Source organism: Janthinobacterium sp. YR213 (assembly GCF_900099875.1).
GTDB lineage: Bacteria > Pseudomonadota > Gammaproteobacteria > Burkholderiales > Burkholderiaceae_D > Janthinobacterium > Janthinobacterium lividum.
On record NZ_FNDA01000004.1, the window covers coordinates 252628 to 275325 of the forward strand.

Genomic DNA, 22698 nt, shown 5'->3' on the forward strand with positions numbered 1-22698 from the left:
CGGTGCTTGCAGGTGGCTTGTGCAATAATTTCATTTCCTTAATGGAAGAATATTGCCATGCCGTCTTTTAACCTGTTCCAGCGCCTGTCCCAGGCCCCCACCAAACCCAAGTCCGCGCCCGCCGCGCGGCAGTTCGACGTGGCGGACCTGTACCAGGGCCCCATCGCGCTGGGAGCGGAAGGCGAGGCGCAAGCGCGGCCGTTCGATGAAAAGCTGCGCCAGGCATACTTTTGGATCGTCAACCACGCCATCATCAGTCCCCATTACGACATCGAATACAACGATGGCCCGTCGCAGACGTATTCCGTGGGCGACAGCCGCCGCACCCTGAATCTGCCGTCGGCGCAAAGCTATTCCAGTTTTATTTTGCTGCCCCTGCTGACCTTTGCCACGCGCCGCAAATGCCTGTTCGTCGGCGGGCCGGGGCGGGGCAAGACGGCCAGCGCCCTGCTGATGGGCGTGCTGGCCGGCTCCACCGTCAAGGAAGTCAAGCGCGCCATGCAGCATGGCCACCCGCAGATGACGGTGGCCGATTTGCTGGGCAATCCGCTGCCGGCGGACCTGGTGAACGCGCAAAGCATGGACGATATCCGCATCGCCTGGCGCGCCTGGCTGGGCATGCGCGTGAAAATCGTCGATGAATACAACCGCATTCCCACGCGCACGCAAAGCGCGCTGCTCACCGTCATGGGCGACAATTACGCGGAAGTGCTGAACCATATTTACGAATGCCCGGAAGCGGCCTGGTATCTGACGGCCAACGACGATCAGGGCGGCGGCACGTATCAGGTAATCGAAGCGCTGCGCGACCGGGTCGACGTGACGGTGCAGGCGCTCGCTTTCAACCCGCGCTTCCTGAACGAACTGCTGCTGCGCGTGGAAGAAAACGTGCGCCCCGAAGAGCTGGTGCCGCCCGATATCATCTTCACGGAAGGGGAGGTGGATCAGATCGGCGCATCCATCCGTCAGGTGGCCATACCCGACGCCGTACGCCGCCGCCTGGAATTCTTTGCCAGCCAGTTCGAGCTGTTCGAGACGGCCGGCGGCCAGTTTGAATACATGACCAAGGATACGGCCCGCCTGGCCGGAGCCGACCGGGGCGCCGCGCAGGCGGCCGACAATGGGCGCGACCGCCTGAAAGACCTGGGCTGCCAGACCTTGAACGGCATTTCCGTGCGCACCCTGATGGCGCTGATGATCTACGCCAAGGCCATGGCTTATTTCCGCGGCAATGGCGAGGTGGCGCTGGAAGACTTGCGCCAGGTGCTGCCGTTCGTCCTGCATAACAAGCTGCAGCCGGACCCGGATGCGCCATTTTTCGCGCTGCCGGAAAACGCCGCCTACCGCAGCGACAGGCTGGGCTGGCTGCGCCGCCTGTTCGATTTGTCGAACGATGAATTCAACCGCCTGGACCTGGACCGCGATGATCCTGTCGGCGTGCTGTCGGCCGAATTCGACCTGGGCCTCGATGGCGTCAGCGAGCGCGAGACCCTGGCGCGCCTGAACCGCATCGAAAAGCTGATCGGCGAACGCACGAAGGGCAGAAAATTGTACGGTCCCCTGTACGACGACCTGCTGAAGCTCAAATATCTGCACCAGCGCTATACGAACTACCGCACTTGGCTGCGTTCGCAATGAATTACGCTCTGAATATCGATCATTGCCGCGGGTTTCTCGATGCGCTGGCCATGTTGAACAGCGAGGCCAGCGACCTGTGCGCAACTTACGAGCTGCAACGCCTGCCCGACGCGCCAGACCTGGCCACGGCGCTGGGCTTGCGCATCGAAGATTATGCCTTGACCGTCATCGAACCCGCGCGCGACTTGCCGGCGGCCTTGTGGCAGGTCGCGGCAGTGCCGTGCGGGCGCGCGCAGCTGGAGCAGGTGTGCCAGCGCTGGTTCTTCTCGTCGGATCACATGCGCACGGCGCCGCCCGGCCGTTTTCGCGCCTGCCTCGTCGACGGCTTCCTCGAAGCGCTGGACATGTCGCTGGCCGGATTCACCGTGCATGCCGTGACGATGACGCCGCCACCTGGTGTCTGGTACGCGATTCATTGGGACGAGATCGCATTCGAGTCAGGGGATGGGCGCTATCTGCTGCACTTTTCGCACAGCGATTGACAGGCTGCGATGATTTCTCCTGCCTTTTCCTCGATACTTGCCAGCGGCCGCGCCCAGTTCAATGCGCGCGCTGTGGAGGCGCGCCGGCGCTTTCCCGCGCTCGACATGGCCGCCTTTGGCGCCTTCCTGCACGACGGCGTCGATCCGCTGGTGGTGGCCTTGGCCGCCGCCGCGCCCGAGCGCGTGGGCGGCGCTACCTTTGCCGCCTATGACATGGCGCTGGAACTGGTGGGCCATGGTCTGGCCGGGCCTGCCGTGAAAAATTCCTTCCTGAATACCGTCTGGCGCGAACTGGCGCCCTCGTTTGCGCCGTTGCTGGCCACCGCGCCCGTGGATGTATTGGGCATGCTCAGCAACGCCGCCATCCACATTGGCGCCGTGGCGGGAGCGCGGCCCGCGCAATGGCAGGCCGGGATGGCTGCCGTGGCGCCGCAAGTCACCAGCGTCGCGCAGCTGCGTGCCGTGGGCCAGGTGCTGGCCTGGCGCGCCGGCGTCGCGCATTTCCGCCTGGGCGCGCTGGCCGCCGCCGACACCTTGCCGCCAGCGCTGGCGCTGGCCGCTTTTGGCGAGCCGGGCGCGCAATGGCCGCAGGTGCATGCGCAGTTGCTGGCGAATCCCTGGCGCGGCAATGCCGAGGGCAGGGCGTTCGGCAGCTTCAGTGGCCTGGGTGGCGACTTCGGCACGCCGCCGCAAGTGCGCGCGACAAAGGACGGTTTTGTCGTGCGCAGCGCCGAGCGCCACTACCTGCTGGTGGCCGACGCCTATGGCGCCGTGCTGCACAGCGCGACGGCGCAGGAGTTCGAGCAGGCGCCAAGTGCCATGCCGGCGTCCGTGCGCCTCGAGGGGGCGACCGTGCATATCGGCGCGCGCAGCATCGCGCTCGACCTGCCGGCCGGTGATATCGCGCTTGCCGCGAATGCGCATACGCTGGCCGTCACGTCACCGTGGACGCATGCGATCCGCCTGCTGTCGCTCGCATGAAGAACGATGCCGACTTGATCGACCGCTGGCGCGCCGCCTGGCCCGAGGCCCTGGCCGCGTGGAGCAAATTTACGCGCCTGCGCGACCCGAACCTGTGCGCCAGCCGCGTCGAGGCCAGCAGGCAGGGCTTGTCCGGCAGCTTCGCCATGATCCGCTTGCTGGACCAGAGCGTGGTGGTGGACCTGCCGCTGGTGACGGAGCTGGGCCTGGACGACTATGCGCTGGAAGTGCTTGCCCATGAAATCGGCCACCACATCCTCGCGCCGGGCAGTGCCAGCGACCAGTTCCGCCTGCTGGCGCGCATGCGCCGCGCCTTGCCGACCCTGGAGCAGCATGCGCCCATGGTGGCCAACCTGTACACGGACCTGTTCATCAACGACCGTTTGCAGCGCCAGGCGAATTTGCGCATGGCCGATATCTACCGCAAACTGCAGCAGGGGCGCTCTGCGCAAGCCGATGCCAAGGGTAGCGGCGGCGTGTGGACGCTGTACATGCGCATCTATGAAAACCTGTGGCAGCTGCAAAAGGGCGAACTCGGAGGCGGTAGTGCAGACGAACGCCTGGACACGGATGCCTGGCTGGGCGCGCGCCTGATACGCGTCTACGCGAACGACTGGATGCTGGCGGCGGGCCGCTTCGCCACCTTGCTGCTGCCTTACCTGGTGGAAGACACGGATGCCTTGAGCCCGAGCCGCTATCTGCTCGACACGCGCGACGCGGCCCGTGGCTGCCAGACCTATGGCGCGCAGCAGATCGAGGACGACGAGGCGGACGGCGCCATCCACCCGGTGCACGACAAGCGCATTTCCGGCCTTGATGGCGAGGAACCTGTGACCGAGGCGCCCGCCAGGCCGGGCGGCGGGCAACTGCGCGAACCGTTCGAGCTGGGCGATATCTTAAAGGCGTCGGGCGTGAACCTGAGCGACCATGAAATCGCCATCCGCTATTACCGCGAACGGGCATTGCCGCACCTGGTGGCGTTCCCCAGCCGCCCCGCGCCCGAGTCGCAGGAGCCGCAGATGGAAGGGCTGGAAGCATGGGAAATCGGCGACCCTCTGGAAGACATCGACTGGCTGCAATCGGTGATGCAATCGCCGCGCCCCGTGCCGGGCGTGACCACCGTGCGCCGCGTGTACGGCCGCGAACCGGCGCGCGCCACCGATGCCGTGCCCGTCGACCTGGACATGTACGTGGACAGTTCCGGCTCCATGCCGAACCCGCAGGCGCATACCTCGTTCCTGACACTGGCTGGCGCCGTGATCGCCTTGTCCGCCCTGCGCGCCGGCGCGAAGGTGCAGGTGACCCTGTGGAGCGGCAAGAACGAGGTGATGCAAACGCCAGGCTTCGTGCGCGATGAAGACATGATCCTGGGCGTGCTGACGGAATTTTTTGGCGGCGGCACCTGTTTCCCCATCCACCGCCTGCGCCAGACCTATGCGGCCAGGCGCGAACGGCCCGCGCACATCCTGATGATTTCCGACGACGGTATCACCACCATGTTCGACAAGGATGAACTGGGCAACAGCGGCTGGGATATCTCGGCGAAAGCGCTGGCGCAGGGCGGCGCGGGCGGCACCATGGCCCTGAACCTGGAGCGCGGCTGGGATGGCACGGCGGCCCATAAGTGGCTGCAGCAGACCTATGACGATCTGAAGCGCGCGCGCCGCGAGCAGGGCTGGGATATCCACGCCGTCGAGCGCTACGAGGACTTGCTGGACTTTGCGCGCGCGTTCAGCCGGCGCCACTACATACAACAATGACATGCATACTCACGGTCCCCACCTCGAAACCCTGACCCACCGCCTGGCCGACACCCCCGTCGAATTCCTCGCCGAGCCGCGCATCGCCGGCGTCGCCAATGCGCAAGCCGTGGCGGTGGCGGCGCTGGTCAACGACATTTTGCTGCTGCATGGCGCGCGTGCGCCGGCCGCGTCCTTGCAGGGTTTTATCGGCGCGCAGGTGAAGGCGGACCGCAACCGGCTGGCGCTGGCCATGATCCTGTGCTGGCTGCTGGCCGACGACTGGTTCATCGGCCAGCAGTTGCCGCAGCACGATTTGTTGCAGGTGCTGGGCGAGGCGGCGCGCGAACTGGCCGCCAGTACGCCGGCCCACCAGTTCACGCAAGACCCCGAGCGGCGCGAGGAACTGGCGCGCATCGTGCTGGCGCGCCTGGGCTTTCGGCCCCGCGACGAAAGCGTGGCGCAGGCCACGGACCGCTTGTCCGCCATCAGCGGCACGGAGCGCCGCCGCCTGCTCGAAGCGAGCCGGCTGGCCGAGCAGCGCGCGCGCGAAATCCGCGAAGCGCTGGCAAAGAAGGCGGCCGAGGAATCGGCCGACAAGTGGTCGCGCGAATGAGTGTGGACGTCAATTTGCCGGACGGCGCCTGGGAATCGGACTGCGACTACTGTCCCACCCTGACGCAGGCGGGGGCGCGCATGCTGGAAAAACTGCGCAGCCATCCCGCGGCACCCCGGTACCGCAACCGCAGCGGCAACAAGCTGCTGGCCGGGGAGGTCGAAGCGCTGCGCGCCTACGAGCAGGAAGTCATGCAGGCGGAGATCGGCTGGAGCAAAGACGCGCCGCCGCCCTGGCTGGCGGATTTTCTCAGGACGACCTACGCCACCGTGCCGCATTACCGCGCCTGCGGTTCGCCGCCCGCGCGTCTTGCGGACGTGGCACCCATCAGCCGCGCCGAACTGGCCCACGACATCGCCGCCTTCGTGCCCGACGACGCGGACCTGGCGCGCATGATCAACTTCCAGACGACAGGCACGACTGGCCACCCGCTGCTGATCGCCTCGCATCCGCTGGTGGCGGGGCGCTACCTGGCCTTCCACAAGCGCGCGCTGCGCCGCTTCGGCGTCACCCTGCGCCATGGCGCGGGCCAGGTGGGCGTGATGCTGCTGGGGCATCAGCGCCGCTGCTTCACCTATGTCTCCGTCACGCCGACGATGAACGAATCGGGCCTGGCGAAGATCAACCTGCACGAGGACGACTGGCGCGACCCGGACGACCGCGCGCGCTACCTGGACGCCATGGCGCCCGAGCTGATTGCGGGCGACCCCATCTCGTTTGCCGAACTCCTGACCCTGTCCATGACGCACAAGCCGGCCGCGCTGCTGTCCGTGTCGATGATGCTGTTGCCCGGCATGCGCGCGCGCCTCGAAGCGGCGTTCGGCTGCCCCGTGCTCGACATCTATTCGCTCAATGAAGTGGGCCCCGTGGCCGTCTACGACGAGCAGGCGGGTGGCCACGTGCTGTTGCAGCACCGGCTGTACGTGGAAATCCTCGATAGCGCGGGCCAGCCCGTGCCGGATGGCGCACGCGGCGAAATCACCGTGACGGGCGGCTTCAATTTTTGCCTGCCGCTGGTTCGCTACCGCACGGGTGATTACGCCTCGCTGGCGCATGGCCCGCACGGTCCCGTGCTGATGGGCCTGGCCGGCCGCAGTCCCCTGCGCTACAGGACGATCAATGGCGAATGGATCAACAATATCGACATTACGCATGCCCTGAAACCGTTGGCCATCGCCCTGTTCGGCGTGCACCAGCATGGCGACGGCGCCATCGCGCTGCGCCTGGCGCCGAACGCCATGCCGCAGGCTGACCGGGCCCGCTCCTTGCTCGCGCCTTTTTTCGGCGCCATCGCGGTCGAGACCTTGCTGGCGGAAGACAAGATCATTCAATACACCTCGGATTTGCAGGAAGCCGTGGCATGAACCTTTATAAACGCGGCCTCGTGGTCGGTAAATTTTGTCCGCTGCACCAGGGCCATGAACTGTTGATCCATCGTGCGCAGGAGGCCAGCGAAGAACTGCTGGTGGTCAGCTACACCAAGCCCGAATTTCCCGGTTACGAGCCGGCGCGCCGGGAACGGTGGCTGCGCGCGCAATTCCCGCAGGCGCACATCGTCGTGCTGGACGATGCGCGCCTGGCCGCTCTGTGCGCGGCGCGCGGCGTGCCGGCGCGTACGCTGCCGCACAACGACGACGATGGCGATGTGCACCGCCATTTCATGGGCTGGCTGTGCTGGACGGTGCTGGTGCTGCCCGTCGACGCCGTCTTCACCAGCGAGGACTATGGCCCCGGCTTTGCCCAGGTGCTGGAACGGCATTATGCAAGCGGGCCGGTGGCGCACGTGAGCGTGGACCAGGCGAGAACTGCGGTGCCCGTGTCCGGCACGCGGGCCAGGCAAGACCCGCATGCGCACAGCGCCTTCCTGTCGCCGATTGTGCGCGCCGATTTTGTCACGCGCGTGTGCGTGCTCGGTGGCGAATCGAGCGGCAAGACGACCTTGGCGCAAGCACTGGCGGCGCATTTCGAGACGGCCTGGGTGGCCGAATATGGCCGCGAATTGTGGGAAAGCCAGGATGGCATATTGAACTATGACGATCTGCTGAAGATCGGCCGGGAACAGCTGCGCCGCGAAGCGCAGGCGCTATTGGCTGCGCGGCGCTGGCTGTTTTGCGATACCTCGCCCATGACGACGTATTTTTACTGTGTCGAGATGTTTGGCAGGGCCGAACAGGAATTGGCGCAGCTGGCAGAACACCGTTACGATCTGGTGCTGCTGTGCGCCCCAGACTTCCCCTTCATCCAGGATGGCACGCGCCGCGACGAGGATTTTCGCGCGCGCCAGCATGCGTGGTACCAGGACGAGCTGGCGCGGCGGGGGATCGCTTTTATCAATGTGTCCGGCACGGTGGCCGACAGGGTCAGGCAGGTGGCGCAGATGTTGGAGGTGCAAACGTGGCGCTGACTGCCGCCAGGATCTCATCGGAAAACGCGGCATCGTCAACGGCGCGCGCCAGCGCCACGGCGCCCACCATGGCTGACAGCATGACGATGGCTTCCTGTTGTCGGTTGCGCTTTTTCTGCCATGGAAAATGCGTGGCCAGCTTGCCGATGATGGTTTTCAGGTGGATGGTGAAGGCGGGGCGCACTGCCGGCTGCTTGCGCGCGTCGCCGGCCAGGGCGGCCAGCAAACAGCCATCGCCCGGCGCGTCTCGGTGGGCCGCGCTCACGTAATCGCGCACATACTGGCGCATGGCTTCCGGGCTTGCCGTTGCCGCATCGAGCGCCACGCGCGAGTGTTCCGAGCCATGCAGGGTGCTTTCCGCCATCAGCGCTTCCTTCGAAGCGAAGTGGTTGTAAAAGGGGCCATGCGTGAGCCCCGTCGCCTGCATGATCTGTCCCACGCTGACGCCGTCATAGCCCTTTTCACGGAACAGCCGCGCCGCTTGCGTCAGGATGCGCTGGTGCTTTTCAGCGGTTTCTTCGGCGGGATAACGCATGGCAGGCTCCTGATCGCAATTCAAAAATAATGGTTGACATCATACATGATGTTCGTCATGCTTCAACACATTAAACATGATGACCGTCATATTTAATGTGTTGAAGCATGATGACTGTCATGTTTGATGACGCCAGTCCACCCCCTATACTGAAGAAGGAATGATCATGAATGCAGTTACTACCCAAGGCACGGCCCTCGTCACCGGCGCATCGTCGGGCCTGGGCGCCGTGTATGCGGACCGCCTGGCCAGCCGTGGCTTCGATTTGATCCTGGTGGCACGCCGGGTCGAACGCCTGGGCGTGCTGGCCAAGTCGCTGGCGGAAAAGTATGGCGTGTCCGTGCGCGCCATGGCGGCGGACCTGTCCGTACCGGCCGACCTGCAGCGCGTGGCCGATGAACTGGCCAGCAATCCGGCCATCACCATGCTGGTCAATAATGCGGGCGCCTCGATCCTGGCGCCCGTCGTCGATACACCGAAAGCGGGCATCGCCACCATGGACAAGGTCAACGTGACGGCCGTGGCGGAGTTGAGCTACGCCGTGCTGCCGCAGTTCAAGCTGCGCAACAGCGGCACCATCATCAATATCGGTTCCGTGCTGTCCTTCCACATCTTGCCCGTCAGCACGATCTACAGCGCCACCAAGGGCTATGTGATGAATTTCACGCGGGGCTTGCAGCAGGAGCTGGCCGGTACGGGCATCGTGGTGCAGCTGGTGCTGCCCGCATCGACGGCGACGGAAATCTGGGAATTGAGCGGCGTGCCGTTGGCGCAGCTGGACCAGGCCACCATCATGCGCGCCGAAGACTGTGTCGATGCGGCGCTGGCGGGCCTGGATCAGGGCGAACTGGTGACCCTGCCTTCCGTCGAAGACCAGGCCTTGTGGGAGCAGTTTGACTCTGCCCGCCTGGCCCTGTTCGCAGGCGCGATGCGCGGCAAGCCGGCATCGCGTTATGGTATCGCGGGCTGATACACGCGAAAGAGGAAGCTACAGGGGCCGCACGGGGATGCAGATGTCGCAAGAGAATTCGCCGGTGGCCGGGTCCAGCGCCGTGGCCGCGGAAAAGCGCTCGAAGCACGGGCGCTCATCCCACTGCAGGCCGCTGGCCGGCAGCCATTCGCGCGTCATGCGCGTCCATGTTTCGGCAATGGCGCTGGATGGTCCCTTGAATTGCGCCACCGCATAGCGCCCGCCCGGCAGGGTGGTGATGCTGGCCCGGCCGCCCGACTGGAACGCATCGGGCACGGTGACGCAGGCGTCGTAGCGGCATTTGTCTGGCGGCGTGATGCTGGGATCGTCATGGCCGATGCCGTAGCACGTCGCGTCGCCCAGGCCGTGCGACTGCATCCATGGCGCGATGGTGTCGCGCCAGAAGGCGCCGATGGCGGGACCGTAGGGGCCGATATGGCGCTGGCACGCCACCGTGGCGGGCGGCAGGTCGAGGATGGTGACTTGCATGGGACTCTCTCTATGAAGTGGATTGGAGTGCCCATGGTGCTGGAAGTTCGGCCCGTTTTCCTGACCAGGATTGCGCATGGCCTGATCCGGATTGCTATCTTGCCGGCGCAGGCGCATGGCTGCGAGCATGGCAGCGTTTTTTGCGGCGATGCCGGCGCGCCAGGCCGTTGGCGTGCAGCCGAATTTCAGCTTGAAGGCGCGCGCAAACGCTTCGCCGGAACCGAAGCCCGTCGCCAGCGCGATGTCCAGTATCGTTTCGTCGGGGCGGCAGGCCAGCCGCAGGGCGGCCGTTTCCAGGCGCCGGCGGCGCGCATAGTCGCCCAGCGTCTCGCCCATCCAGGCGGCGAATACGCGGTGAAAGTGGAAACGTGAAAAATGCGCGACGTCGGCCAGCTGGGCCAGGTCCAGCGGCGTGTCGAGGTGGCGGTCGATATGGTCAAGCACGGCATTCATGCGCCGCGCGTATTCGGCGCGGAAATGGCCGGATGCCGGCTGCTCAGGGGGAGTAGGAGGGGAAGACATGCCGCCGATTATGGCATGAAGTCCCCTCCGGGCGGCGTGGAAAAGAGGCTTACGCCGCGTTCAAGGCTTGCTCCAGGTCTTCGCGCAAGTCGTCGATATGCTCGATGCCGACGGACAGGCGCAGCATATCTTCCGACACGCCTGCCTTCGCCAGTTCTTCGGGATTGAGCTGGCGGTGCGTGGTGGAGGCAGGGTGCGTGGCCAGCGACTTGGCGTCGCCGATGTTGACCAGGCGCGTGAACAGTTGCAGGGCGTCGAGCACGCGGGCGCCGGCCGCGCGTGGATCTTCACCAGCCGCCAGTTTCAGGCCGAACGATAAAATGCCCGAGGCGCGGCCATTCATGTATTTCTTCACCAGCGCGTGGTCCGGGTGGTCTTCCAGGCCCGCGTAATTGACCCATGCGACCTTCGGATGCTGTTTCAGGTGCCTGGCCAGGGCCAGCGTGTTGTCGCAAATGCGGTCCATGCGCAGGGCCAGCGTCTCGATGCCCTGGATCAGCTGGAAGGCGCTCAAGGGCGAAATCGCCGCGCCCATGTTGCGCAGCGGGACGACGCGCGCGCGGCCGATGAAGGCGGCGGGTCCGAACGCTTCCGTGTAGACGACGCCGTGGTACGACACGTCCGGTTCGTTCAGGCGCTTGAAGCGTTCCTTGTGTTCGGCCCACGGGAATTTGCCGCTGTCGACGATGGCGCCGCCCACGGTGGTGCCGTGGCCGCCCAGGTATTTGGTCAGCGAGTGCACGACGATATCGGCGCCATGCTCGATGGGACGGAACAGATAGGGACTCGGCACCGTGTTATCGACGATCAGCGGGATGCCGTGCGCATGCGCGATCTCGGCCAGTTTCGCTACATCGGTGACATTGCCCAGCGGGTTGCCGATCGATTCGCAGAAGATGGCCTTGGTGCGCGCGTCGATCAGAGCGGCAAAGGTCTCGGGCTGGTGCGCGTCGGCGAAGCGCACTTCGATACCGATCTGCGGCAGGGTGTGGGCAAACAGGTTGTAGGTGCCGCCATACAGCTGGCTGGCGGAGATGAAATTGTCGCCCGCTTCGGCGATGGTCTGGATCGCATAGGTGATCGCCGCCATGCCCGACGCCACGGCCAGCGCGGCCACGCCGCCTTCCAGCGCCGCGACCCGTTTTTCCAGCACGTCCTGCGTGGGATTCATGATGCGCGTGTAGATATTGCCGGCGACCTTGAGGTCGAACAGGTCGGCGCCATGCTGGGCATTGTCGAAGGCGTAGGCCACCGTCTGGTAAATGGGGACGGCGGCGGCCTTGGTGGTCGGGTCGGGGGTGTAGCCGGCGTGCACGGCCAGGGTTTCGATTCTCATGTGGTCTCCGGTTGCTATGGTATGCGGTGGTGAAATCCGCAGCCATTGTGCCATGCGCCCGTTAGCTGGTTGCTACGCTTGATAGAATTTTAATTCATAAGCTAGTGTTGTCTTGATATAAGTCATGCAGCTCTGCCAGCCCGATGAACCGTTCATGCGTGCCGTTCTGCGCGCAGGCAAATGCGCCGCCGATGGCGCCGCGGCGCATGGCGGCGTCCAGGCCCGCGCCGCCCAGCCAGGCATGCAGGAAGGCCGCCACGAACGAGTCGCCGGCGCCGTTCGTGTCCACCACGGGCAGATTCAAGCCTGCCGTCGGCGTGTGACGCACTGTCTCGCCGCCCCGTTCCAGCAGATAGGCGCCATCCGCGCCCGCCATGGCGATGACGGCCTGCGCGCGGCCTTCCGAGATAATGGCGCGCATGACGGACTCCGTGCGCTCGCCCAGCGCTGCCGTGCTGAGGAAGACCAGGTCGGCGCGCAGCGCAAAGACCTTGTGGTGCGGGTTGACGCCATCCCAGTCGTGCAAATCCGTCGACACCGTGGTGCCGCACACTCGCGCATCGTCAAATAGCTCGGCCACCCAGCCCATGATGGAAAAGTGCGCATGGCGCGCCGGGCCCAGGTAGGGAAGATAAAAAGCGGCCGGCATGCGCACGTCTTCCGGATGGCGTCCGTCGTACAGCGACAGCCGGCGTCCTTGCGGATCGACCAGGTTGACGCTGCGCCGCGTGCCCGAGGGTTCCACGAGGTGTGAAAAATCGAGCCTGGCTTCCTTGTAGCGCTGCAGGATGGCCGCGCCCTGCGCATCGTCGCCGATGAAGTCGATGAACTTGCAGCGCAATCCCAGCGCGTGGCAGCCCAGCGCCACGCCGTTGCCCGTGTGCGCCACGTAGTCGTGGATGGGCGGCACGTGCAGCGAATCGGCGACGGGCAATTGCAGGTCGGGGACGCGCACGATCGTGTCGATGCCGGCGCCGCCGACCACTAAAATGTCATAGGTACTCATGGTGCAGCTTTCTCCAGCAGGACGGTGCCGGCCGCGTTCACCGCGACGGTGCCGTTTTTTACGATATAGGTTTGATTCGTGTAAGCGTCGCGCAGACTGGTGTCGTCGGCGAACACGCCGTGCACTTTCAGTTCGAGCGGGCCTTGCGCCTCGGGCACGGCGATGATGGCGTCGCCATCCATCACGCGGGCGAATGCGTACGGTTTTTCGTCGATGAAGCGGTGTTCGCCGCGCGCCAGGGCAGGGTGGCGCAGCCGGAACTGACCCAGCTTGCGCGCATGCGCCAGGGTGGGCGCATCCATCGAGCTCCAGTTCATGTCGGAGCGGGTGGCCTGCTGTTCGTCGCCGATGGGCGCCGCGCCAGGCTGGCGCGCGCTTTCATCGCCATAGAACAGCTGTACGCCGCCCGGCGCCAGCAGCAGGGCGGACAAGCCATGTTTCAGCCGGTCGCGCGGGAACAGGCTGGTGTCGTGCGACGAGATATATGACAGGATGTCGTAGCGGGGGCCCGGGCCCTTGCCCAGCAAGCCCGCGTACTGGCGGTAGACGCCATCGATGCTTTTCCAGTCTCCGCCAGCGCGGCTTTGAAAGTCGAAATTGATCATCGAATCGAAACCGGCGTCATGCCAGCTGCTGCGCTCGGGGCCGTGGCCCCACGCTTCGCCCGTCATCCAGAACGGCGCGTCATCGATCTTTTGCTGTGGATGGCGGGTTTTCCAATCCTTGAGGGCATCGGTGGCTGCCGCGCGCAGGGCCAGCCAGCTTGCCGGCTCCACATGCTTGACGGTGTCGGCCCTGAAGCCGTCGACGCCGAATTCGCGCACCCAGTCGGCCAGCCAGTTGACAAGGTAAGTGCGGACAGTCGCATCGGGCAGGGCCACGGCGCGCGTGTCGGCCTTGCGCTGCAAAATTGGCGGCAAGCCCACGGCCTTGCCGCTCTCCGTGCGGAAGTCGGGCAGGTAGGCCAGCTGCATGGTGAAATCATCCTTGCCACCGTCGGCGTAGCCGGGCAAGCCGGCGCGCACCCAGTCCGGGCTCCACCACTGCTTGAATTCGAAGTTGTTGTAGTCGATGAAGCTGTGATAGTCGCGCAGCACGGCCTGCTCATGGCCGGGCCACAGGACCTGCACCTTGTATTCGGACAGGGTGCGCAAGTCCGCGTAGCCGGGATGGTTCAGCACCACGTCGAACAGCACGCGGATGCCTTGCGCATGGGCTGTATTGATCATCTCGCGCAGTTCCTCGCGCGTGCCCATGTTGGCATCCATGGTCGTGTAGTCGAGCGCCCAGTAGCCGTGATAGGCGTAGTGCTGGAACTGCTGCTTGCCGCCCACCACCCAGCCGTGGATCTGCTCGTACGGCGCCGTGATCCACAGGGCGTTGACGCCCAGGTCGCGGAAGTAGCCGGCTTTGAGCTGCTGCGTGATGCCGGCGATGTCGCCGCCGTGAAAGCTGCCCACATCGCCGCCTTGCGGGTCGGCGGCGCGGCCATAACTGTGGTCGTTGCCAGGATTGCCGTTGGAAAAACGGTCCGTTACGGCGAAGTAGACGATGGGGTTGTTCGCAAAGCTCCCTGCCTGCGCCGAAGCGCTGAGTAACAGGGCGGCCAGCGTAGTCAGGGCGCGGTGCATGGTCAGCCCTTCACGCCGCCAGCCGTCAGGCCGGAGATCATCCATTTCTGCGCCAGCAGGAATACGGCCGTGATGGGCAGGCCGGACAAAATGGCTGCCGCGGCGAAGTCGCCCCACAGGTATTTTTGCTCGTACAGGAACAGTTTCGAGCCGACGGCCAGGGTCAGGTTGTTCTGTTCATGCAGCAGCACGGAGGCGATCGGGTATTCGATGATGGCGCCGATGAACGACAGCAGGAATACCACCATCAGGATCGGCACCGTCATCGGCAGCAGCACGTAGATGAACGCCTGCCATTGCGTGGCGCCGTCGACCTTGGCCGCTTCCTCGATTTCGATGGGGATGGTTTGATAGTAGCCCTTGATGGTCCAGATATGCAGGGCGATGCCGCCCGTGTAGGCCAGCACCAGGCTGCCGTGGTGGTCGATGCCCAGCCACGGCACGTAGCTGCCCAGCACATCGAAGATGGCGTAGATGGCCACCAGGGCCAGCACGGCGGGGAACATCTGCAGCAGCATGAGCGCCGACAGGGTTTGCGACTTGAAGCGGAACTGCATGCGCGCGAATGCGTACGCGCAGGTGGTCGACAGCAGCACGGTGACGGTGGCGCTCATGCTGGCCACCTTGATGGAATTCCATAGCCACAGCAGCACGGGGAAATCCGGTTCGACCAGGGCGCCGTTGGGCGCCTGGTAAGACATGCCCAGCGCCAGGCGCCAGTGCTCGAAGCTGATCTCGGGCGGTATCAGGCTGCCCGAGGCGAAGTTGCCGGGGCGCAAGGAGATCGACAAGATCATCAGGAAGGGGAACATCACCAGCGCGATCAGCGCGATCACGGCGACGTGGGCCGCCAGGATGCGCCAGCGATTGGAACGGTCGACAACGATAGCCATATGCTGTCCTTTATGCTTTGTTCATGCGCGTCAGGCGCATGTTGACCAGCGAAATCGCGGCCACGAGGAAGAAGATCAGGGTCGAGATGGCGGCGGCCAGGCCAAAGTTCTGGCCGGAATCCTCGAACGCGATGCGGTAGGTGTAGGACACGAGCAAGTCCGTCGTGCCGGCCGGCAAGGTGGTGTCGAGGAAATCTGGACGCCCGCCCGTCAGCAAGCTGATTAGTACAAAGTTATTGAAATTGAAGCCCAGGCTGGCCACCATCAGCGGCGTCAGTGGCTTGATGATCAACGGCAACGTGATCTTGAAGAAATTCGTCAGCGGTCCCGCGCCGGCCAGGGCCGAGGCTTCGTACAGGTCCGACGGGATCGCCTTGATCAAGCCCATGCACACCACCATCATGTAGGGGTAGCCGAGCCAGGTGTTGACGATCAAAATCATGGCCTTGGCCAGCGTGGTGTCGGAGAACCAGGCGGGCTTGATGCCGAACAGGGCGTCGAGCACGAGGTTGATTTCGCCGAAGTTATTGTTGAACAAACCTTTGAAGACCAGGATGGAGATAAAACCCGGCACGGCGTACGGCAGGAACAGCAGGGTGCGGTACAGGCCGCGGAAGCGCAGCGCATCCCAGTTCAAGAGTACAGCCAGCACCATGCCCAGGCCCGTCGTCGTGGCCACGCTGATCAGGGCGAAAACGATGGTCCACACGAAAATGCGCAGGAAGGGGCCGCGGAACGCTTCATCGGAGAAGATTTTCACGAAGTTGGCGAAGCCGACATTGACCTTGAAGCCCGGTTCCAGCTTGGTGCCGTCCGGCATTTCATAAAAGCCCGTCTTGAAGTTCGGTGTCACGAGCTCGCCCGTGGCGATTTTCTTCAGGGTCTTGTCGGGCAGTTGTTTGTAGACATGCGCGACGGGGCCGAATTCGCGCAAGCCCACCATGCGCAGCTCGATCTTGTTCGGCATGACCAGGGTGAGCAGCTTCAAGTCCTTTTGCAGGGCGATGATGTCCTTGATGGGCAGCGGCGCGGCCAGCACGGGCGCCTGCACGGGGTCGAGCGGCGCCACTTCCACGTTCAGGGGGACGGCGCGCTTGAGGGCCAGCGGCTGCGTCAAGAGCACTTCGCCCGTGTCCGGGCTTTCCAGGCGCAGGCGGTATTCCTTGTTGTCGGCATGCACGGTCATGGCATAGCCGGCGCTTTCCACGCGCTGCGTCTCGTCGAGCAGGTATTGCGTGGCCCGCTCATACGTGAGCAGATTGCGCGAACTGAAATTGGTAAAGCCGATCGACACCGTGTACACCATCGGCAGCAGCACGAAGACGATGACCGCCGTAATGCCGGGAAACAGATAACGGTAGGCATAGGCGCGCGGCGACGTGAAGACAAACGTCGTCAGGGTCAGCAAGCCGAGGAAAACGGCGGCCAGCATGGTCTGGCCGGAAATGTACAACATGAAGAGCAGATACAGACCCAGCGCCATGCTGATGGTCAATACCGTAGGGCCGATAAACTTGCGCACGATGGATACCTGTGAAGATGGAGTGATACGAGATGGCGTAGGTCGGACTAGCGGCTATGCCGCGTAATCCGACAACATTGTTGGCTGCTGGTGTCGGATGACGGCCCTTCGGGCCTAATCCGACCTACGCCTTGACCTGCTTAATTGGCGGTCGTAATCCGCTTTGCCGCCGCATCCAGGCCATCCTTGGTCGTCTGGCGGCCTTGCGTGATGTTTTCCAGCGCCGATTGCATCGACGACCAGAAGCGGCCCATTTCCGGGTTGTTCGGCATCGGGCGGCCCGCTTGCGCGCTTTCCATCGTCGCCTGGATGTTCGGATTGGCTTTCAATTCCGCGAACAGCACCTTGTTCGCTGGCGTGCCCAGCGGGACGTCGGCGTTGATGGTTTTCAGGCCATTGATCTGCAGCATCTGGTTTTCCAGGAATTCCGTGGCCAGGTCCTTGTTCGGGCTAGCCTTGGAAATCATCGCGCCCAGCACGCCCACGAACGGGGTGGCCGTCTTGCCTGCCACGGTAGGGATCGTTGCCACGCCAAAGTTGATCTTCGACTTGCGCGCATTGTCCCACGACCATGGGCCGTTGATCATCATGGCGATCTTGCCCTGGTTGAAACCGGCTTCCATTTCCGCGTAGCCCGCGCCCTTCGGCATGGCACCGCTGTTGATCAGGGTCATCAGCGCATTCACGCCTGCCTGCGAACCGGCATTGTTCACGCCCGTTTTTGCCGCATCGTAGCGGCCGTCGGCCTTGACTTCAAACGGGAAGCCGCCGCCCGCGCCCAGCAAAGGCCACGTGAAATAGGTATTCGTGTAATCCCACAGGATGGCTTTCTTGCCTTGCGCGGACAATTTCTTGTCCAGCGCGGCGATTTCCTCGAAGGTTTTTGGTGGCGTCGGCACCAGGTCCTTGTTGTAGACGAGGGCGACGGCTTCGATGGAGATCGGGTAGCCCCAGGTCTTGCCGCCCACCGTGAAGGCATTCCAGGCCAGCGGCAGGATGGCGGCGCGCGCTTCCTTGCTTGGCGTCAATGGTTGCAGCAAGCCGGCGTCGATCCAGGTGCCGATGCGATCGTGCGGCCAGATCCAGATGTCCGGACCCTTGCCGGCGGCCGCCGCTTGCTGGAATTTGTTTGGCGCATCTTCCGGATGCTCGACGACGACCTTGACGCCCGTTTTCTTGGTGAATTCCTCGCCGACCTTGGCCAGGCCCTTGTAGCCCTTGTCGCCATTGATCCAGATCAAGAGGGTGCCTGCTTCGGCCGCGTTTGCCATGCTGACGGCGGCCAGGTTGCCGATGCCGGCCAGGGCGGCGGCGATCAGGGTGGTTTTGATGAAGCTGCGTTTCGCGTGTGTGAAGGACATGTCAATCTCCAGTGTCTTTTTTTATGTTAAGTATCAAGGCTGAGACGATACAACCAGGCCAGGCGGCGCCTGTAGCGCCTGGCCCTTTAAATTCGGAATCAGGTACGGGTCTGGCCATGCTCGTCGAACACGTGGACGCGGGCGGGCGCCACTTGCAGCGCCACGGATTGGCCAATGGTCCAGTCCGTTTCCGCATCGGCGCGCACCACCAGCGGCTCGTCGCCGCCCGGTACTTGCACATACAGATAGCTGATGTCGCCCAGTTTTTCCACCGCCTGCACGGTGGCCGTGATGGCGGCAGTGGCGCCGGGCGCGCACGCCTGCACGTGTTCGGGACGTGCGCCGACGGTGACGGGGGTGCCGCTGGCCAGCGGCTGCGTCAGGACGGCCTGCAGCATGCCGCCCGCGTTGGTGGCGATGGTGGCCACGCCATCGGCATAGCTGTGGAACTTGCCTTTGAGGAAGTTCATGCGGGGCGAACCGAGGAAGCCGGCCACGAACAGGTTGGCGGGATGGTGGTACAGCTCCAGCGGCGCGCCCACCTGTTCGATGCGGCCCGCGTTGAGCACGACGATGCGGTCGGCCAGGGTCATCGCTTCGACCTGGTCATGCGTGACGTAAATCATGGTTGAGCGCAATTCGCGGTGCAAGTTCGCCAGTTCGATGCGCATCTGCACGCGCAGCGAAGCGTCGAGGTTGGACAGCGGTTCGTCGAACAGGAAGACGTCGGGCTTGCGCACGATGGCGCGGCCGATGGCCACGCGCTGGCGCTGGCCGCCCGACAAGTCCTTCGGTTTGCGTTCCAGCAAGGGTTCGATGCGCAGGATCTGCGCGGCGCGTTGCACGGCGTCGGCGATCTGCACCTTGCTCATGCCGGCCAGCTTCAAGCCAAACGCCATGTTCTGCGCCACGCTCATGTGCGGGTACAAGGCGTAGCTCTGGAACACCATGGCGATGCCGCGCTTGGCGGGCGGCACGTCGTTCATGCGGGTCTTGCCGATGAATAAATCGCCGCCGCTGATCTCTTCCAGGCCGCAAATACTGCGCAGCAAGGTGGATTTGCCGCAACCGGACGGTCCCACGAACACCATGAATTCGCCATCGGCGATCTCCAGGTCGATGCCGTGCAGGGTTTGCACGTCGCCATATGCCTTCTTCAGGCCTGTTAACTTCAGTCCAGCCATGTCTGTCGTCCTCAATCTCACTGAATGTGCCTGGCCAAATCTACTGCGCGTCGAACTTGCTGCTGGCGATGCTCACTGTGCCTTCGCACAGCTGCGCTTCTCAGCCACAACTTTCATCCGCTCGCTATGATTTTGCCAGGCACTGATACGCTGTTGTTCGGCCCCGCTGATGCGCGGGGCTCGTTATTGTAATTGGCGGCATGGCCGCCAAAGCCTGCGATTTACGCCAGGGTGCCGAACCAGCCGCCATGCGGGGGCAGGCTGAGCTGCTGGCCATCTTTGCCGCCCGGCAAGCCGTGACCGGCCAGGTCGGCCGCTTGCGCCGCGTCCGGCCAGGAAAACGTGACGGCTTGCGTGCCCAGGTTGAAGGCGGCCAGGACGGACGGTTGGCCGGGCAAGTCGCGGCGCAGGGCCAGCACGGGTTCCGGCGCATCGAAGAAGATGATGTCGCCGCGCAGCAATTGCGGCAGGGTGCGGCGCCAGGCGAGGATGTTCTGTGAAAACTGCAATGGTGAAGCAGAATCGTTTTCTTCGACATCAACGGCGCGCGCCAGATGCTCGGGCGGCACGGGCAGCCAAGGTTTTGCCGTGCTGAAACCGCCATGCGGCGCATCGGCCACCCACGGCATCGGCGTGCGGCAGCCATCGCGGCCCTTGAACTGGGGCCAGAACGGGATGCCGTACGGGTCTTGCAGCGCCTCGAAAGGAATGTCCGCTTCCGTCAGGGCCAGCTCGTCGCCCTGGTACAGGCAAGGCGTGCCTTTCAGCGCGGCCTGCACGGCCAGCACCACCTTGGCCAGCGATGGCGACGGATTCTCGCCGCCCCAGCGCGTCATGACGCGCACGCTGTCGTGGTTGCCCACGGACCAGGAAGCCCAGCCGTCGGCCACTTGCGCCTCGAACTCTTCCACCTGGGTGCGGATGTGCGCGGCGGAAAACTCCGCCGTCAGCAAGTTGAAGCTGTAGGCCATGTGCAGCTTGTCGGCGCCGGTGTAGGCAGCCATGGTGGCCAGCGCATTGTCGTCGCCCACTTCGCCGATGGAAATGGCCTGGTATTCATCGAGCACGGCGCGCACGCGCTGCAGGTAGGCGATGTTTTCCGGCTGCGTCTTGTCGTACACGTGCGCTTGCATGCCATACGGATTGATGGCGGACACGCTGCTCGCGTCGCGCTGCACGGCGGGCGGATTGTCGCGCAGCAATTGGTCGTGATACGGGAAGTTGCAGGAATCGAAGCGGAAGCCATCGACGCCGCGCTCGAGCCAGAAACGCAGGTTGTCCAGCTGGGCCTGCTGCACGGCCGGATTGTGGAAATTCAGGTCGGGCTGGCTGGCGAGGAAATCGTGCAGGTAATACTGGCCGCGGCGCGGCTCCCATTGCCAGGCGGAACCGCCGAACACGGACAGCCAGTTGTTCGGCGCCGTGCCGTCCGGTTTCTGGTCGGCCCACACATACCAGTCGGCCTTGGCATTGTCGCGGCTGGAGCGGCTCTCCACGAACCACGGGTGGTTGTCGGACGAGTGCGACAGCACCTGGTCGATCATCACTTTCAAGCCCAGCTCATGGGCGCGCGCCACCAGGCGGTCGAAATCGGCCAGGGTGCCAAACATGGGGTCGACGTCGCAGAAGTCGGCCACGTCGTAGCCGAAGTCCTTCATCGGCGACGTGAAGAAGGGCGAGATCCAGACGATGTCGGCGCCTAGGGCGGCAATGTAATCGAGCTTGGAGGTGATGCCAGGCAAGTCGCCGATGCCGTCGCCATTGCTGTCGAGGAAGCTGCGTGGATATACCTGGTAGATGACGGCGCTGCGCCACCAGTCGGCGGGCAGGTGGGCGAGATTGTTCTGGATGGTCGGCATGAATGATTTCTTAAAAGTTGCCTGTAGCCGTGGCTATCAGGGCGGCGCTGCTGGTTGGTAGGCGAACGTCTTATTTTAAAATTCAAAGCGCTTTGGGTATGAAATGAGTATAGTTCAAAGCGCTTTGAAAAGTAAAGCGATACACGCGCCAGACATACGATTTTTTTATGAGGGTGATTCAGGACAACAATGCGACACCGCCGGCCAGGCGGCCGGCGGCGCAGGAACAGCGGAAAACGCCTAGTGCGGCACGGGCCCTGCCGACTCGCCCGGCAGCAGTTCGCACGGCCACAGTTCCTGCAGGTCGGTGACGGGCGTGCCATCCATCAGGGCCAGCAGCATGTGGATCATCTTCGCGCCGGCGCCGCGCGGGTCGGGCTGGACGACGGTGGTGACGTTGTGGCCAGCCAGGGAATCCTCCATCACGCCCCAGACGATCAGCGACATTTCGCTGCCGATGGCGATGCCCGCGTCGAGCAGGGCGCGCACGGCGCCCACGCCCGACATGTGATTGTCGACGATGACGGCCGTGGGGCGGGGCGAGCGGGCCAGCAGGCGCTGCATGGCCTGGTAGCCGGCGCGGCGGTCGTGCGCATTGTCGACCAGGTTGTCCGGGTCGACGGCCAGGCCGCCCGCCTGCATGGCGTGCTGGAAACTCTCGACGCGCTGGCGCACGAAATTCATGTCCGGCGTGGCGCTGATCAGGCCGATGCGCTGGTGGCCCAGCTGCGCCAGGCGCTCGACGGCCAGGCGCATGCCCGCCTCATTATCGTAGTCGAACCACGCGTGTGGCTGGTTCAGCTGGGTGCGGCCATGGGCGACGAACGGCATGCCCTGCTGCGCCAGGTAGGCGATGCGCTCGTCGAACGGTTTCGTGCGTCCGACGATCAGGCCATCGATGCGGCGCCCCTTGACCATGCGTTCATAGGTGTGGAATTCGTTGCCGGCCGAGGCGGGTGCGATCATCATGTCCATCTGCTGGGCTTCCAGCGCTTCCGACATGCCGCCCACGATTTCGATGAACATGGGGTCGGCCAGGTCGTTCGGCATCAGCGGGTAGATGATGCCGACGATATTCGTGCGTCCCACGGCCAGGCTGCGCGCCATGGGATTGGGACGGTAGCCGGCCGCCTGCGCGGCGGCCAGCACCCGCTCGCGCGTGCGTTCGCTCACTTCCGGATAGCCATTCAAGGCGCGGCTGACGGTGGTTTCGGATATTCCTAGCGTTTTGGCGAGATTTTTGAGGTTCATGGATGCTGCAGTTGGGGTCTATCCAGGGTGGGTCGGGAGCGATGCGGTGCGATGACGGGTAGTTTATCTGATAAATGCCGGAATGATCAGGGGTATGACAAGCGGCGGCAGCGCCCAAAAAAATACGCGGGCAAACCCAGGGGCGCCCGCGCTAAAAGAGGATACTGCTGAATCACTACATTGAAGCTGCCGGCCATCGCGTGCAGCGGCGAAATGGTGGGTCCGGATATTACTTGCCCCTGGATAAGCGGGCGGTGTTGCTGCCACTGGCAAGCGTCC

Annotated in this window: 19 protein-coding genes; 8 read left to right on the top strand and 11 right to left on the bottom strand. The window is 64.2% G+C overall.

The features are described 5' to 3' along the window. Positions 1–57: 57 nt before the first annotated feature. The 7 genes from BLT98_RS18810 to BLT98_RS18840 are packed head-to-tail and all read left to right on the top strand — an operon-like array spanning position 58 to position 7860. A complete protein-coding gene (locus tag BLT98_RS18810; protein ID WP_070259207.1) occupies positions 58–1638 on the top strand; it encodes an AAA family ATPase in 1581 nt (526 codons plus the stop codon). Then, positions 1635–2120: a hypothetical protein gene (locus BLT98_RS18815; protein ID WP_092610387.1), complete on the top strand. Its 486-nt coding sequence runs from the start codon at positions 1635–1637 to the stop codon at positions 2118–2120. Before BLT98_RS18810 ends, BLT98_RS18815 begins: the two co-directional genes overlap by 4 nt. Before the next feature lie 9 nt (positions 2121–2129). Further along, the gene (locus BLT98_RS18820) at positions 2130–3101 is read left to right on the top strand and encodes a hypothetical protein (protein WP_092610390.1); all 972 of its coding nucleotides are present in this window, start codon (positions 2130–2132) and stop codon (positions 3099–3101) included. Then, entirely contained in the window at positions 3098–4861 is a 1764-nt protein-coding gene (locus tag BLT98_RS18825) for a vWA domain-containing protein (protein WP_092610393.1), read from the top strand. The genes BLT98_RS18820 and BLT98_RS18825 overlap by 4 nt, the downstream gene beginning before the upstream one ends. A gap of 1 nt (position 4862) precedes the next feature. Next, positions 4863–5456, top strand: coding sequence for a hypothetical protein (locus BLT98_RS18830; protein ID WP_092610396.1), 594 nt, complete (start codon positions 4863–4865; stop codon positions 5454–5456). Continuing rightward, positions 5453–6820: a phenylacetate--CoA ligase family protein gene (locus BLT98_RS18835; protein ID WP_092610399.1), complete on the top strand. Its 1368-nt coding sequence runs from the start codon at positions 5453–5455 to the stop codon at positions 6818–6820. The genes BLT98_RS18830 and BLT98_RS18835 overlap by 4 nt, the downstream gene beginning before the upstream one ends. Beyond that, on the top strand, positions 6817–7860 hold the full coding sequence (locus tag BLT98_RS18840; protein ID WP_092610402.1) for an AAA family ATPase: 1044 nt from the start codon (positions 6817–6819) through the stop codon (positions 7858–7860). Before BLT98_RS18835 ends, BLT98_RS18840 begins: the two co-directional genes overlap by 4 nt. Here BLT98_RS18840 and BLT98_RS18845 read toward each other — a convergent pair. Next, positions 7817–8395: a TetR/AcrR family transcriptional regulator gene (locus BLT98_RS18845; RefSeq protein WP_092610405.1), complete on the bottom strand. Its 579-nt coding sequence runs from the start codon at positions 8393–8395 to the stop codon at positions 7817–7819. The two genes, BLT98_RS18840 and BLT98_RS18845, sit on opposite strands and share 44 nt — an antisense overlap. A gap of 166 nt (positions 8396–8561) precedes the next feature. On the opposite strand from BLT98_RS18845, the gene BLT98_RS18850 reads away from it, so the two are divergent. Then, a complete protein-coding gene (locus tag BLT98_RS18850) occupies positions 8562–9365 on the top strand; it encodes an SDR family NAD(P)-dependent oxidoreductase (RefSeq protein ID WP_092611091.1) in 804 nt (267 codons plus the stop codon). An 18-nt stretch (positions 9366–9383) separates the two neighbouring features. On the opposite strand, the gene BLT98_RS18855 is transcribed toward BLT98_RS18850, so the two are convergent. From BLT98_RS18855 to BLT98_RS18900, 10 genes are all read right to left on the bottom strand, one after another. Further along, on the bottom strand, positions 9384–10376 hold the full coding sequence (locus tag BLT98_RS18855) for an AraC family transcriptional regulator (RefSeq protein ID WP_211615012.1): 993 nt from the start codon (positions 10374–10376) through the stop codon (positions 9384–9386). A gap of 49 nt (positions 10377–10425) precedes the next feature. Then, positions 10426–11712, bottom strand: coding sequence for an O-acetylhomoserine aminocarboxypropyltransferase/cysteine synthase family protein (locus BLT98_RS18860; protein WP_092610411.1), 1287 nt, complete (start codon positions 11710–11712; stop codon positions 10426–10428). Positions 11713–11806: 94 nt separating this feature from the next. After that, positions 11807–12718: a carbohydrate kinase family protein gene (locus BLT98_RS18865; protein WP_092610415.1), complete on the bottom strand. Its 912-nt coding sequence runs from the start codon at positions 12716–12718 to the stop codon at positions 11807–11809. Continuing rightward, positions 12715–14394 carry an alpha-amylase family glycosyl hydrolase gene (locus tag BLT98_RS18870; protein WP_244517573.1) on the bottom strand — a complete coding sequence of 560 codons (1680 nt, stop codon included), beginning with the start codon at positions 14392–14394 and terminating at the stop codon, positions 12715–12717. The genes BLT98_RS18865 and BLT98_RS18870 overlap by 4 nt, the downstream gene beginning before the upstream one ends. Next, positions 14352–15242 (bottom strand): maltose ABC transporter permease MalG, encoded by an 891-nt coding sequence (gene malG / locus BLT98_RS18875; RefSeq protein WP_034783032.1) that lies wholly within the window; start codon positions 15240–15242, stop codon positions 14352–14354. The genes BLT98_RS18870 and malG overlap by 43 nt, the downstream gene beginning before the upstream one ends. A 10-nt stretch (positions 15243–15252) precedes the next feature. Then, positions 15253–16764 carry a maltose ABC transporter permease MalF gene (gene malF / locus BLT98_RS18880; RefSeq protein WP_071653298.1) on the bottom strand — a complete coding sequence of 504 codons (1512 nt, stop codon included), beginning with the start codon at positions 16762–16764 and terminating at the stop codon, positions 15253–15255. 140 nt (positions 16765–16904) lie between these two features. Continuing rightward, positions 16905–18125, bottom strand: a complete 1221-nt coding sequence (gene malE, locus BLT98_RS18885; protein ID WP_070259175.1) for a maltose/maltodextrin ABC transporter substrate-binding protein MalE — start codon at positions 18123–18125, stop codon at positions 16905–16907. A 98-nt stretch (positions 18126–18223) separates the two neighbouring features. Beyond that, on the bottom strand, positions 18224–19309 hold the full coding sequence (ugpC, locus tag BLT98_RS18890) for an ABC transporter ATP-binding protein (protein ID WP_092610421.1): 1086 nt from the start codon (positions 19307–19309) through the stop codon (positions 18224–18226). Positions 19310–19530: 221 nt separating this feature from the next. Continuing rightward, positions 19531–21168 (bottom strand): alpha-glucosidase, encoded by a 1638-nt coding sequence (locus tag BLT98_RS18895; RefSeq protein WP_092610424.1) that lies wholly within the window; start codon positions 21166–21168, stop codon positions 19531–19533. 240 nt (positions 21169–21408) lie between these two features. Beyond that, positions 21409–22419 carry a substrate-binding domain-containing protein gene (locus BLT98_RS18900; protein WP_092610427.1) on the bottom strand — a complete coding sequence of 337 codons (1011 nt, stop codon included), beginning with the start codon at positions 22417–22419 and terminating at the stop codon, positions 21409–21411. Between the last annotated feature and the right edge of the window lie 279 nt (positions 22420–22698).

What these genes read in the sequence shown, in the direction of transcription:
- BLT98_RS18850 (WP_092611091.1), top strand. Translation starts at nt 8,562, where the DNA reads ATGAATGCAGTTACTACCCAAGGCACGGCCCTCGTCACCGGCGCATCG.
- BLT98_RS18895 (WP_092610424.1), bottom strand. Translation starts at nt 21,168, where the DNA reads ATGCCGACCATCCAGAACAATCTCGCCCACCTGCCCGCCGACTGGTGG.
- BLT98_RS18870 (WP_244517573.1), bottom strand. Translation starts at nt 14,394, where the DNA reads ATGGATGATCTCCGGCCTGACGGCTGGCGGCGTGAAGGGCTGACCATG.
- BLT98_RS18900 (WP_092610427.1), bottom strand. Translation starts at nt 22,419, where the DNA reads ATGAACCTCAAAAATCTCGCCAAAACGCTAGGAATATCCGAAACCACC.
- BLT98_RS18855 (WP_211615012.1), bottom strand. Translation starts at nt 10,376, where the DNA reads ATGTCTTCCCCTCCTACTCCCCCTGAGCAGCCGGCATCCGGCCATTTC.
- ugpC (WP_092610421.1), bottom strand. Translation starts at nt 19,309, where the DNA reads ATGGCTGGACTGAAGTTAACAGGCCTGAAGAAGGCATATGGCGACGTG.
- malE (WP_070259175.1), bottom strand. Translation starts at nt 18,125, where the DNA reads ATGTCCTTCACACACGCGAAACGCAGCTTCATCAAAACCACCCTGATC.
- BLT98_RS18820 (WP_092610390.1), top strand. Translation starts at nt 2,130, where the DNA reads ATGATTTCTCCTGCCTTTTCCTCGATACTTGCCAGCGGCCGCGCCCAG.
- BLT98_RS18835 (WP_092610399.1), top strand. Translation starts at nt 5,453, where the DNA reads ATGAGTGTGGACGTCAATTTGCCGGACGGCGCCTGGGAATCGGACTGC.
- BLT98_RS18840 (WP_092610402.1), top strand. Translation starts at nt 6,817, where the DNA reads ATGAACCTTTATAAACGCGGCCTCGTGGTCGGTAAATTTTGTCCGCTG.
- BLT98_RS18830 (WP_092610396.1), top strand. Translation starts at nt 4,863, where the DNA reads ATGCATACTCACGGTCCCCACCTCGAAACCCTGACCCACCGCCTGGCC.
- BLT98_RS18825 (WP_092610393.1), top strand. Translation starts at nt 3,098, where the DNA reads ATGAAGAACGATGCCGACTTGATCGACCGCTGGCGCGCCGCCTGGCCC.
- BLT98_RS18810 (WP_070259207.1), top strand. Translation starts at nt 58, where the DNA reads ATGCCGTCTTTTAACCTGTTCCAGCGCCTGTCCCAGGCCCCCACCAAA.
- BLT98_RS18865 (WP_092610415.1), bottom strand. Translation starts at nt 12,718, where the DNA reads ATGAGTACCTATGACATTTTAGTGGTCGGCGGCGCCGGCATCGACACG.
- BLT98_RS18845 (WP_092610405.1), bottom strand. Translation starts at nt 8,395, where the DNA reads ATGCGTTATCCCGCCGAAGAAACCGCTGAAAAGCACCAGCGCATCCTG.
- BLT98_RS18860 (WP_092610411.1), bottom strand. Translation starts at nt 11,712, where the DNA reads ATGAGAATCGAAACCCTGGCCGTGCACGCCGGCTACACCCCCGACCCG.
- malG (WP_034783032.1), bottom strand. Translation starts at nt 15,242, where the DNA reads ATGGCTATCGTTGTCGACCGTTCCAATCGCTGGCGCATCCTGGCGGCC.
- BLT98_RS18815 (WP_092610387.1), top strand. Translation starts at nt 1,635, where the DNA reads ATGAATTACGCTCTGAATATCGATCATTGCCGCGGGTTTCTCGATGCG.